This window comes from Armatimonadota bacterium (genome assembly GCA_013359125.1).
Lineage (GTDB): Bacteria > Armatimonadota > Fimbriimonadia > Fimbriimonadales > GBS-DC > JABWCR01.
Genome location: JABWCR010000003.1, coordinates 39,065 through 51,642, shown reverse-complemented (window position 1 = coordinate 51,642; position 12,578 = coordinate 39,065). Strand labels below are relative to the sequence as shown.

10 protein-coding genes are annotated in these 12,578 nt (G+C 58.9%); 5 read left to right on the top strand and 5 right to left on the bottom strand.

Annotated elements, in window-relative coordinates:
- Nucleotides 1–53: 53 nt before the first annotated feature.
- From HUU60_02360 to HUU60_02350, 3 genes are all read right to left on the bottom strand, one after another.
- Entirely contained in the window at nt 54–1,352 is a 1,299-nt protein-coding gene (locus tag HUU60_02360) for a Gfo/Idh/MocA family oxidoreductase (protein ID NUL81550.1), read from the bottom strand.
- A gap of 69 nt (nt 1,353–1,421) precedes the next feature.
- Entirely contained in the window at nt 1,422–2,618 is a 1,197-nt protein-coding gene (locus HUU60_02355; protein NUL81549.1) for a homogentisate 1,2-dioxygenase, read from the bottom strand.
- Nucleotides 2,619–2,647: 29 nt separating this feature from the next.
- Nucleotides 2,648–4,168, bottom strand: a complete 1,521-nt coding sequence (locus HUU60_02350) for a D-aminoacylase (protein NUL81548.1) — start codon at nt 4,166–4,168, stop codon at nt 2,648–2,650.
- A gap of 44 nt (nt 4,169–4,212) precedes the next feature.
- Between HUU60_02350 and HUU60_02345 the strand changes: the two genes are divergently transcribed.
- From HUU60_02345 to HUU60_02325, 5 genes are all read left to right on the top strand, one after another.
- On the top strand, nt 4,213–5,433 hold the full coding sequence (locus HUU60_02345; protein ID NUL81547.1) for a GAF domain-containing protein: 1,221 nt from the start codon (nt 4,213–4,215) through the stop codon (nt 5,431–5,433).
- 4 nt (nt 5,434–5,437) lie between these two features.
- Entirely contained in the window at nt 5,438–6,379 is a 942-nt protein-coding gene (locus HUU60_02340) for a hypothetical protein (GenBank protein NUL81546.1), read from the top strand.
- A 14-nt stretch (nt 6,380–6,393) separates the two neighbouring features.
- Nucleotides 6,394–7,272 (top strand): site-specific DNA-methyltransferase, encoded by an 879-nt coding sequence (locus tag HUU60_02335; protein NUL81545.1) that lies wholly within the window; start codon nt 6,394–6,396, stop codon nt 7,270–7,272.
- On the top strand, nt 7,232–7,975 hold the full coding sequence (locus HUU60_02330; GenBank protein NUL81544.1) for a cytosolic protein: 744 nt from the start codon (nt 7,232–7,234) through the stop codon (nt 7,973–7,975). The genes HUU60_02335 and HUU60_02330 overlap by 41 nt, the downstream gene beginning before the upstream one ends.
- A gap of 178 nt (nt 7,976–8,153) precedes the next feature.
- Nucleotides 8,154–10,634: an ATP-dependent Clp protease ATP-binding subunit gene (locus HUU60_02325; GenBank protein NUL81543.1), complete on the top strand. Its 2,481-nt coding sequence runs from the start codon at nt 8,154–8,156 to the stop codon at nt 10,632–10,634.
- A 24-nt stretch (nt 10,635–10,658) separates the two neighbouring features.
- On the opposite strand, the gene HUU60_02320 is transcribed toward HUU60_02325, so the two are convergent.
- Together HUU60_02320 and HUU60_02315 are read right to left on the bottom strand one after the other, a co-directional pair.
- Entirely contained in the window at nt 10,659–11,051 is a 393-nt protein-coding gene (locus HUU60_02320) for a DUF4259 domain-containing protein (protein ID NUL81542.1), read from the bottom strand.
- Nucleotide 11,052: 1 nt separating this feature from the next.
- Nucleotides 11,053–12,561 carry an acyl-CoA dehydrogenase family protein gene (locus HUU60_02315; GenBank protein ID NUL81541.1) on the bottom strand — a complete coding sequence of 503 codons (1,509 nt, stop codon included), beginning with the start codon at nt 12,559–12,561 and terminating at the stop codon, nt 11,053–11,055.
- Nucleotides 12,562–12,578 lie beyond the last annotated feature (17 nt).

The window sequence follows — 12,578 nt, the reverse complement described above, 5'->3', positions numbered from 1 at the left end:
TAGTACCCGCTACAGGGGTGTTCCTTGCAGAACACCCCTGACAGCGAGACAGTTTACAGTAAGACCCAACCCTCTCGATAGGTGTGCCGCACGATCTCCTGAAGCTCTGGAGCGTTCTTGGCGACCAGCCGGCGAGCATCCCACTCGATCTTTTTGCCATCGGCGAAGACCGCGAGGTTGCCCAGGAGAACGACCTCGGTCAGCGGGCTGGCGTAGTCGGGGAAGTTAGAGACAGCCGGTTTGCCGTCCTTGATCATGCGCCCCAGCTCTTCCATGTGGCCGGGCGATTCCTCGAAGTTGATCGTTTTGAACTCGGCGTTGCCCAGAAGACGACCCTCGCCGCCGTTGTCGCCGGGCGAATAGAGCTTGCCTTTATCGCCGATGATCAGGCAGCCCGAGTCGGCCAGTCTTTCGCCGTCCAGCCATTCTGCAGGGACTTTCTTGCCGCCATCGTACCATGTGAACTTGATGGCCGGTCGTTGCCGCGTGGCGGGAAACTCGTAATGAACGATCGACCATCGCGGGTAGCTATCGCCGTTATGGCCGGAGGTTTCCGCTACGACGCTGGTGGGATTCTTGAGATCAAGCCCCATAAAAGGCATGTTCATCGTATGGCAGCCCATATCGCCCAGCGCGCCGGTGCCAAAGTCCCACCAACCGCGCCAACTGAAGGGATGGTAGCCGTCGCCGTAAGGTCGATGTTTGGCGGGGCCTAGGAACAGGTCCCAATGGACGTGGGGCGGCGGGTTCTTTGGGGCGGGACGCGGGTTGCCTTGAGGCCAAACGGGCCGATTGGTCCATACGTGCACCTCGGACACGCGACCTAACGCGCCGGCTCTAAGGAGGGCGGCGTTCATGCGCAGTCCGGAATTAGCGGTGCCTTGGTTGCCCATTTGCGTGGCCAGTTTGTTCTTCTTGGCGATTTCGCCCAATCGTCGCGCCTCCCAGATGCTGTGGGTGAGGGGTTTTTGGCAAAAACAGTGCATGCCCATGTTCATGGCCATGCCCGCGGCGACGGCGTGGGTATGGTCGGGCGTGCTGACAGTAACGGCATCGATGTCCTTGCCCATTTCGTTCAGCATCTTGCGAAAGTCGTTGTACTTTTTGGCGTTGGGAAAGATGCCGCCGGCCTCGTTAAGCGTGTTGTCGTCGATATCACAGATGGCGACGATGTTGCCGATCCTGGCGGCGTCTTCCATGTCGCTGCGCCCTTTTCCGCCAACGCCGATACAGGCAAAGTTGACGGTCTGATTGGGCGATTTGGCCAGCGTCCAGCCTTTGGCGACGGCAAAAAGGGCGACGCCCCCGACCGCTGCGCGCTGAATGAACTCGCGCCGAGTGTGTTCGCTCATGTTTCTTCTCCTGAGAAGCGCTTAGATTGCTGAACCTAAGTTACGACGCGGCCTGCGGCGGTTCCTGCCTTACCAGGTGTCGGCCGTGTCTCCGTCGGGCGGTTTGATCGGATCGCCCAGCCAGCTGGTCGGGTAGCCGGGGTCTTCGATCTCCAGCGCAGACTTGGTCGCATGAAGAGGGTAGAAGGTGTCGATCATGACGGCCAGTTCTTCGGTGTGGGTCTTGCCCAGGCTGGCTTCGACGGCGCCGGGCTGGGGGCCGTGAGGCAAGCCGCTCGGGTGGAGAGTGATCGAGCCTTCCTCTATGCCCTTGCGACTGCCAAACTTGCGATTGACGTAGTACAGCACCTCGTCGCTATCGACGTTGCTGTGGTTGTAAGGCACCGGAACGGCGTTGGGGTGGTAATCGAGCATCCTTGGGCAGAAAGAGCAGACGACGAAGTTGGGGCCTTGGAAGGTCTGGTGGATGGGCGGCGGCATGTGCACGCGGCCTGTGATGGGCTCAAAGTCGTTGATGTTGAACGCCCAAGGGTAGACAAAGCCGTCCCAACCGACCACATCGAAGGGATGGTGCTCGTAAGTGTATGAAAAGACTTTGCCGCGGCGATGGATTCGGACTTCGAAGTCGCCCGTGTCGGTACGGGTCTCCAAGGCCTCGGGCGTTCGGATGTCGCGCTCGCAGTAAGGAGAATGTTCGAGAAACTGGCCGAATTCGTTTCGATAGCGTCGAGGCGGTTCGTATTTACCTCTGGATTCTGCCCAAAGATGGCGCTGAGGATTGGAATCGGCAATGATTCGCCAAATTGTGCCGTGAGGAATGATCAGATAGTCGCCTTCGCGATAGTTCAGATGGCCGAACTGGGTCTCCAAGCGCCCTGTGCCTTCGTGAATGAAGACGAGGTCGTCGCCGTCCGCGTTCTTGTAAAAGTAGTTCATCGGGTCGGTCGGGCGCGAGAGCGAGATCGTAACGTCGTTATTGAAGAGGAGTTCGACGCGGCCGTCGATGGGGTCGCCGTGCGGAGGAATTTCGGTAGTGCGAAGGTGGCGCATCTGGAGCATCTCGTCGCCAATGGGGTCGATCGAGCGTTCGTAAGCCTTGGTGAAACGAGCGACGCGGGTGGGCGGATAGTGGTGGTATAGAATCGACTGATTGCCCGAAAAGCCTTCTTGTCCCATCACCTCTTCGGCATAGAGGCCCCCGTCGGGACGGCGATATTGAACGTGCCTCTTGGCCGGCACCTGGCCCATTTTAACGTAAAACGGCATGGCTAAACTCCTCCTGATGCTTTGTCAGATTATAGCGCTTGCCGCCGGACTGCCATGCCTGCGCGAGCGTTGAGGCAACGATCCTTTACGACGGCCTCTTTTCCGTTCACCAAGACGGCCAAGAAGCCTTCTGAGAATTGATGCGGGCGATCGTAGGTCGTTCGTTCGACGACCCGGTCCGGGTGAAAAATCGCAATATCGGCCCAATAGCCTTCTAGGATGCGGCCGCGCTGAGGAATGCCGAACGCTTCGGCGGGCAGCGAGGTCATTTTGCGGACGGCCTCGCTCAGTTCGAGGCGCTTTTCCTCTCGAACGTACTTGTGCAAAGCACGGGCGTTGTTGCCATATCCGCGGGGATGCGGGACTCCTTCGCCCATTCGGCGCACGCCGCTGTCGCTGGCGATCATGGTGCGGGGATGGGACATAAAAGTACGGACGTCGGGTTCGCTCATGCCGTGAAAGACTCCCGACGCGCCGCCGGAGGCCTCGATTTCGATGACCAGTTCGATTTGATGATCCAGAGTGTCGCCGCCTTTGGCGATCTTGGCAGCTTCGGGCAGATTCTTACCCACCAGGCGACGATCGCGGGCGTAGGAGGCGATCACTGCGTACGAGTAGTCGGCGGCTCCGCGCCGCTCAAGGTTCTTTTTCATCTGCTCGCCGATCTGTCGCCTAATTTCCGGATCGTTGATGCGCTGGCGAAACTGCTCGCGCCCGCCTTCGCGGAACTCGGACGGGATGAGCGTTGAAATGCCGGTGCTGCTGGCGGTGTAGAGATATTGGTCTTGATAGATTCTCAGCCCCTCTTCGCGCGCTTTGTCGATTTTGTCCAGAATTTCATTTGCTTTGCCCCACATGGAGGGACCGCTGAGCTTGATGTGGGAGATCTGAGCGCCGATCTTGTTGTGGCGGGCAACCTCGAAGAGCTCGTCCAATGCGCCGTGGATGCCGGCGCCTTCGTTGCGCATGTGGCTGACATAGAGCGCTTTGAATTCGGTGCAGGCGGAGGCGAGCTGGACGATCTCTTCTGTATTCGAGTACGTTCCCGGCACGTAGATCAGCCCGGTGGAGAGACCGAAAGCGCCTTGGGACAGGCCTTCGCGGACGAGCCGCTTCATCTGTTCCATCTCGGCGGCGGTTGGAGGACGGTTGTGGCTGCCGCCCATTGCTCGGCTGCGCACGGTGTTATGCCCGATCAAGGTTGCGATGTTGACCCCCGCGCCTTTGGAGACCGCGTCCTTGAGGAACTGGTCGATGTTCTGCGCCGAACTCCCGCAATTTCCCGTTACCAGCGTGGTTACTCCCATGCGCAGAAAGTTCTCCGCCTGCGGCAGGGTAAGGATGTTTTCCGCGTGCGTGTGCACGTCGATAAAACCGGGGCAGGCGATCGCGCCCTGAGCGTCGATTTCCTTGGCGGCGCCGTTAGAGAGGTTGCCGATGGCGTCGATGCGTCCGTTGCTGATAGCGATATCGCCGTGGAGTTCGGGCTTGCCCGTGCCGTCTATGATACGGGCGTTCTTGATAATCAGGTCGTACTTTCTCTGGCGCATTTGAGTTCACTCTTCCCGGTCAAAGGGGTAGACTCCTGCTAATCATGAGCCAGAATCGCTTCTTGGACGCTGTTCACTTGGTTGCTCGGCTGCTCTCGACCACGACAGACATTCAGGAGGCGATGCGGGGCATTTTGGAGGCCGCCATGCAGGCCGTCGGGGCGACGGGCGGTTCGATTCTGCGCCATGAGCCTCGCTCTAAGGAGCTTCGTTTTCGGTATGTTATCGGTCCAAAGGCGATGCTGCTCATGGGGTTTTCGCTGCGCGACGATCAAGGTATTGTTGGCACGGTTTTTCAGACCAATCGGGGGCAGATCGATAACAATCCAGACGCAAACCCCGCCCATGACGACGAGATCGATGAGCTGCTGAAACAGGAAACCCGCAATCTGGTAACGGTGCCCATCGCCTATCCGGGCGGTGTTGTGGTCGGCGTGATGCAGCTGGTGAACAAGCCGAGCGACTTTACGGATGAAGACTTGACGACGCTCGACGTTATTGCCAGCATTGCGGCCATGAGCATCGAGCGGGCCGATTTGGCCGAGCAGGGGCGCCGCACGGCGGTCGTGGACTATCTGGGAGACATGGCGCACGACATTCGGGACAAGGTTACGCCGATCTCTTCCGGCATCGAGCTTCTGGACGTTGTGCTGCAAGAGCATTTTGAAAAACTCCGATCCCAGCCCAACTCGGACGAGTATTTGGGGGCGATTCAATCGATCGCCGAGGTGATGGAGCCGATCAAGACCGGATCGCACGATCTCATTCGATACGTCTCGTTCTTGTCCGATATGTTGAACGATCAGATGCCCACGCCTCAGTTGGGCGAGCACTTGCTTTCGGCAGTGGCCGACTACCAGTTAGATCGCATTCAAGCAAGGATGGTCGATCAGTACGAGGTGAAGCTAGTTCGGGAGCACGAGCCGGGCGTTAAGGCGACGTTCGACCGTTTCATGATCGGTCGGGCGCTGAGAAACTTGGTGGAGAATGCCTTTCATGAGACTCCGGAAGGCGGTACGGTCAAGGTGCACACGTACGGCCAAGGCGACCGGGCGGTGTTCGAAGTAGCGGACACCGGCCGTGGAATCACGGAGCATGTGCTGAAAAGCCTCTTGCGCGGCGAGCCGATGAGCACTCGCATGGGGCGCGTCGGCTTGGGCGTGGCGATCGTAAAGAAAGTCGTTGACGCGCACCGGGGCGAGTTCGAAGGCGAGAGCACAATGGGCAAAGGCACGACGTTTCGAATTCGTCTGCCAATGAGGTGATTGGATGGCTCAAGAAAGGCCGATCGATGTCAAGGTTTTGGTTCTCAATTTCGATCCGATCGTTCGAAGCGAGGGCGGCAAGCGTCTGCACGCTGTAGGCAAGTGGAACGATCCGCGGAAGTTGGCGGACGGCTACATGGGCGACTTGCGAGAGGCGTCGAAAGGCTTACTGCGCCACCGGATCGTCGAGTGGCGCGATCTGGACGTTTATCCGGTCAAGACGGACGGCTATCAGTACGACGAAGACATGTACATGGCCTGCATGAAGGCTTGGAAGGGCTGGCACGAACCGGACGGGCTGGACTATTATCGCGCGATCTCGGACAATAAGGTCGAGCAGGCCATCGATTCGGGCAAGGCGGACGAACTTTGGATCTTTGGGGCGCCTTACTTTGGATTTTGGGAGTCGGCGATGGCCGGACCGCGGTCGTTCTACATCAACGGCGGCGTATACGAGAAGGCTAAGACCAAGAAGCCCTTCGCGATTATGGGCTTTAACTATGAGCGGGGCGTTGCAGAGATGCTGCACAACCTGTGCCATCGCACAGAGGCGACCATGACGCGGATATCGGGCGGATGGCGAGCGGACGAGCTGACGACGCCCTGGGCTCGGTTTGGGGCGAACGATCGGCAGTCGAACGGCGTTGCGGCGGTGGGCACGTGCCATTGGCCGCCGAACGCCGAGAAGGATTACGACTATGCCAACGAACGCACCGTGATGAGCTCCGCTGACGACTATCTGAACTACCCCAAGCTGACCGGGCAGAAGAAGCCGGTGAATCGAGAGACTTGGGGCGGGCCGGACTATCATCGCAACTACATGAAGTGGTGGTTCGCTCGCTTGCCCAGAGCCCCCGGCCAGAGCGCGGAGGGCTTGCTGCACAACTGGTGGCGCTACGTCTACGAGTTTGACCAATACGACGATCGGGGCCGACCAAGGAGGTAGCATAGCGAAGCGATATGGAGCTCCGAACCGAACTCTATTTAGGCGACGCCAAGGAAGAACTGAAAGCACTTCCCGACAACTCGGTCGATTTGATCTTCACCTCGCCGCCCTATGCCGACCAGAGAGCTAAGACCTACGGCGGTGTACACCCTGATCAGTATGTCGAATGGTTCTTGCCTATTTCCGAGCAACTTCTCCGAGTATTGAATCCCAGAGGGACCTTCGTGCTGAACATCAAGGAAAAAGTGGTCAACGGAGAGCGCAGCACCTATGTGATGGAGCTGATACTTGAGATGAGAAAGCAGGGCTGGCTGTGGACGGAGGAGTTTATCTGGCACAAAAAGAACTGCTACCCGGGCAAATGGCCTAACCGATTTCGCGATGCCTGGGAACGGTTGCTGCAGTTCAACAAGAGTAGAACGTTCAGCATGTACCAGGAAGAAGTCATGGTGCCTATGGGCGACTGGGCGCGGTCTCGGCTCAGAAATCTATCGGAAACGGACAAGGTGCGGGACGAATCGAGAGTGGGCAGCGGTTTTGGCAAGAACATTTCGAACTGGCTTGAGCGCGCGCAGGCTTATCCGACCAACGTGCTTCATTTGGCCACGGAGTGCGGCAACAAGAACCATAGCGCCGCCTTTCCGGAGGAGCTTCCCGAATGGTTCATTAAGCTTTTTACACGGGAGGGCGACACAGTGCTGGATCCGTTTATGGGTTCCGGCACGACTCTTCGAGCCGCTCAGCGAATGAGAAGGCACTCGATCGGGATCGACATTGTGCCGGCCTATTACGATATGGTGAGGGGGGAGTTGGAGTCAAAGGTTCTGCTCCTCTTCGAGCCGAAGGCTCAATATGAAGAGACTAAACCTAAGCAGCGTAAAGCAGTACGTTGAGGAGACCATAGGCGACTTTCACGCCAAGCGTTTACACGGCTTGGACGGGCTCAGGCTTACCAATGTCATAAAACGGAAGAACCCCTATCTCTTTCGAGCGAAGAACGCGCTGACTGCCGAACAGATCGTGCGCGGCATTGTGGACGCCCATCTTTCGTCGAACGAAGAGACCGTCTTTGGCGACTGGCTGGAAGGCCTTGCCATCTTCGTGAACGCTCAAGTCTATGGCGGTTGGAAATCAGGGATTACGGGAACCGACTTGGAGTTCGACAAAGACGACGCGCGCTACATCGTAACGATCAAGTCTGGCCCAAACTGGGGCAACAGCTCGCAGATCAACAAGATGGCGTCAGACTTCAGGCAGGCAAAGAAGACGCTCAGGACAAGCAACTCGCAGCTAAACGCGATTGCGGTCAATGGATGCTGTTACGGCAAAGAGCGGAACCCCGACAAGGGCGAATGGTTTAAGTACTGCGGCCAGAAGTTTTGGGAGTTTATCTCCGGCGATCCGGAACTTTATGTAACGCTGATCAAGCCTTTGGGCTACAAAGCGAAGGAGAAGAACGATCTGTTCGTCGAGTCGTACGCCGCGACGATCAATCGGTTGACAATGGAGTTCGCCAAAGAGTTCTGTAAGCCGAGCGGCGAAATTGATTGGGAGCGACTGGTTATGTTCAACTCTCAATCCGCATGGCGCACTTGAATGCGCCGGGAACCCTGGGAGCCGAGGCGTCGTTCTCAATATAGGCGAACCTACCAGGTCGGCCAGAATGGTATTATTGAAGCATAGGCCGTACCCGCCCATCCGTGAAATGTGCGGGCAGACATGGAAAGAAGAGTAGGCAAGGGCAACGAGGCCCGCGCCGGAGGCAGATTATATGATGTGGCAAAGATTTACTGAAAGGGCTCGGAAGGTGGTCTTCTATGCCCAAGACGAGGCCTCTCGTCTTGGAGAGAACCAAGTATCCACCGAGCACCTTTTGCTGGGGCTGGTGCGGGAGACGGACAGCGTCGCCTCGCGCATCCTGGATCGATTGGGCGTTACGTTGCACCGCGTCAAGCAAGAGGTCGAGCGATTTGCCCACAAAGGCGAGCCGCGCCAAGGCTCTGAGATGCAGCTGACTCCTCGCGCAAGGCGGGTCATCGACCTGGCCTACGACGAGGCGCGACAGCTCAATAACAACTACATCGGCACAGAGCACCTGTTGCTGGGCCTGATTCGCGAAGGCGAGGGCTTGGCGGCCCGAATCCTCTCCAAGTTGGGCGTCGATCTGGAGCGAGCGCGCAAAGAGGTCATGCATCTGCAAGAGACCGAGCAGCAGTCCAGCCCGCATCGCAGCCAGCGATCCCGAACGCCCACGCTGGACGAGTTTGGGCGCGACTTGACCGACCATGCGCGCAACAGCAAGCTGGACCCGGTCATCGGACGGCATAACGAGATCGAGCGCGTCATGCAGATTCTGTCTCGGCGCACCAAGAACAACCCGGTGTTGATCGGCGCTCCCGGCGTTGGCAAGACGGCTATAGCTGAGGGATTGGCGCAAAGGATCGTTCAGGGCGATGTGCCCGAAGCTTTGAAAGACCGCCGAATCGTCGCGCTGGACTTGGCCGGGCTTGTGGCCGGCACCAAGTATCGCGGCGAGTTCGAAGAGCGGATGAAGCGCGTTCTGGAAGAGGTTCGCAAGTCTCAGGGCGAGGTGGTGCTCTTCATCGATGAGCTTCACACCTTGGTCGGCGCGGGCGCGGCCGAAGGCGCGATCGACGCGTCGAACATCATGAAGCCTGCATTGGCGCGGGGAGAGCTCCAGTGCATCGGCGCGACGACCATGGACGAGTACCGCAAGTATATCGAGCGCGATGCCGCGCTGGAGCGACGATTCCAGCCGGTGCAGGTTCGCGAGCCGGTGATCGAAGACGCGATCGAGATTTTGAAGGGTCTGCGAGACCGGTACGAGACGCACCATAAGGTGTTCATCACGGATGGCGCCATCGAGCAGGCCGCCAAGCTCAGCTCGCGCTATATCAACGACCGATTCTTGCCCGATAAGGCAATCGACCTGTTGGACGAGGCGGCCTCAAGAGTTCGTTTGCAGCAGACCTTGCCGCCGTTGGAGCTTCGACGCGCCAAAGGACAGAAAGACCTGCTCGAGAAGCAGATAAGCAGCAACAGGCAGCAGGGGCTTTTCGACGAAGCCAAAGCCCTCGAAAACGAGATGGCCGAGCTGGTGACCAAGATCGAAGAACTGGAGCAGCAGTGGGAAGCGACCAAAAAAGAAACCAGCAACATCGTGGGCGAAGAAGAGATTGCGCACATTGTGCAGAGCTGGACGGGCATCCCCGTAACGCGCTTAGTAGAGGCCGAGACGCAGAAGCTTCTGCGAATCGAGGACGAACTGCATCGACGTTTGATCGGCCAGGACGAGGCGGTCAACGCCGTCGCAAGAGCCTTGCGGCGCGCTCGCAGCGGGCTGAAGGATCCGAAGCGGCCGATGGGCACCTTCATCTTCATGGGGCCGACCGGCGTTGGTAAGACGGAGCTGGCCCGCGCTTTGGCCGCACTGCTGTTCGACAACGAGAACAACCTGATCCGGATCGACATGTCGGAGTATATGGATCGGTTTACGGTTTCTCGATTGGTCGGCGCGCCGCCCGGATATGTCGGATACGACGAGGGCGGACAATTGACCGAAGCCGTTCGACGCCAACCCTACTCGGTCGTGCTGTTAGACGAAATCGAGAAGGCGCATCCAGACGTGTTTAACGTGCTGTTGCAGGTGATGGAGGACGGCCGTTTGACCGACAGCCAAGGTCGGACGGTGGACTTCCGCAACACGGTCATTATCATGACCAGCAACGTGGGCGCCCGCGAGGTGACCGATACCGAGGCAATGGGCTTCCGCTCGGCTAAAACGCCGATCGACGATTCCAAAGCCTACGAGGCGATGAAGAACAAGATGACGGCCGAAATGAAGAAGATGTTCCGTCCCGAGTTCATCAACCGAGTGGACGAGGTGATCGTGTTCCATCCGCTGGTGCGCGAGGACATTCTGGCCATCGTCGATCTGCTGGTGCAGAGACTGGAGCAACAACTGTCAACGCAGAAGATGACGCTGACGGTGGAGCTGGACGTCAAGGAACTGATCGCGAGAGACGGTTTCGATGCGAACTTTGGCGCCCGGCCGTTGCGACGAGCCGTTCAGCGCATGATCGAAGACCCGCTCTCGGAGGAGATCTTGATGGGCCGCTTTGCCGAGGGCGATTCGATCATCGCTCAGTTGGACGCAGACGAGCGCGTGATCTTTCGCAAGGGCGAGAGCTCGCCGCCCGATTTGCCGTTCAAAGAACCAGCGATCAGCAATTAGCCGTTCCGAGTTAGAGCGCAGGCGTCAGACCAGCCTGCGCTCTAAATCGGCCAAGCCTTTCAACCAATCTTCCAACTCTTCCGACTCGTCCCACAGATCCTTCAGCTCCGATTCGGAGCGCACCCTCACGACCGCTTGCCTGGCCAAGGTCAGCAGATCGGGAGGAGGCAAGGTGTGGTCCTCTTCCACCCAGGCGCTCGCCTCTTCGGGCAGCGATTTGTGCGGCAGGCCTCTTAACGCAGCGACGATCTCCGCCGCGGCCAATGCCGTTTCGCAGTCGGGCGCCTCGGCATATTCGGCGTTTACCACCGCGCGCAGCGCGTCATAGATAAGACCGTGGCCTTCGGACTTTTCTAAGTTCGCAAGCCAGTCCAACGCATCGTCGTTCTCGAAAACCGTAACCCCCCAAGCGCCCATCTTATGCTCCTCCGGTTGAATCTAATATTGCGTCAGCAGTCGTCGAGCCCTCCAAATTTTCTATGTCGGCGCGCCAACCGGGCAAACCGCGGAAAACGCGCAAAGAATACCAATTCGCCATCGCTGCATGGTCGGGTTTGCCGGTCATCGCGCATCGCGCCTGCGCCGACTCCATGGCGTACAGGCCAATGAGCGCGTCGGCCAACGGTTGTGCCGTGCGCTGATCCTGGTAATCGGTTAGACCTTTCTTGACCAGCGTGCGCAACGGATCGTCGGTCGGTCTCGCTGTCAGGCTGGCGCCGCTTCGCTTTTTCAGCATCTCGATCAGGTTCAAGCGATTGATCTCGTTCGTGCCCTCGTAGATGCGAGACACGCGGATGTCGCGATAGATGCGGGCGATGGGGAACTCTTCGGAGAATCCGTAGCCCCCATGGATCTGCAAGGCTTCATCGACCACGAACTGGAGCATCTCGGTGGCGAACACTTTGACCAAGGCGCACTCTGCAGCAAACTCCGCCGCGGCCTTTGCGAGGTCGTCCTTGTTGGCCTGGAAGACGGCCTCCAAATCGCCCGCCAGCCGATAGACCGACGATTCGGCCGCGAAGATCAGGGCCCGCATAGCGGCCAGCTTCTGACGGATCATGGGAAAGCTGTCTATCGTCTGGCCAAACTGTTTGCGCTCGGCGGCGTATTCGGTCGCCAGTCGGATCGCCTCCTTGGCCAGGCCCGTTGCGGCGGCGGCAATCTTGAACCGCCCTAAGTTCAAAGTGAAGAGAGCGACCTGTGCGCCTTGGCCGACCCTGCCTAACACATCGTCGGGCGCAACGGGCACGCTTTCCAACACGATACGGGCAGTGGACGAGCCCCGAAGGCCCAGCTTGCTCTCTTGTTGCCCGATCGACAGGCCGGGCGAATCTCCGTGGACTAAGAAAGCCGTGAACCGGTCGCCCTCGGCCTTGGCGAAGACGATGAACAGATCGGCAATGTGGGCGTTGGTGATCCACATCTTTCCGCCGGTCAGTCGATAGCCGCCTTTGCCGTCCGATTCGGCTCGAGTTCGCCCGGCCAGCGCGTCCGATCCGGCCTCGGCTTCGGTCAGCGCATAGGCGCCGATCAACTCTCCCGCAGCCAGTCGAGGCAGATAGCGCGCCTGCTGGTCGGCCGTGCCAAAGATCATCAATGGAAAGGAGGCGACGCTGGTGTGCACGCCTTGAGAGACCGAAAAGGAAGGCTCGATCGCCAAGCTTTCCGCGATCAGGGCCGATGCGGGTTTCGAGAGCGCCAGCCCCCCATATTCTGCGGGCACGTCCACGCCCAACAGGCCCAGATGGGCGGCCTTTTCGAGCAACCCCCGCATCTTCGAATGGCCGCCCGATTCCAGCGCCGGCAGCGCCTCTTGTCGGGCAAAGCGCATGGCGGCCTCGCCCATCAGGCGTTCTTCGGGCGCAAAGCGCTCTGGGATGAACGGGTTTTTGGGCGGCTCTGTCAGGAACGATCCCCCGAAACTCATGGCGAGATTGTATACCC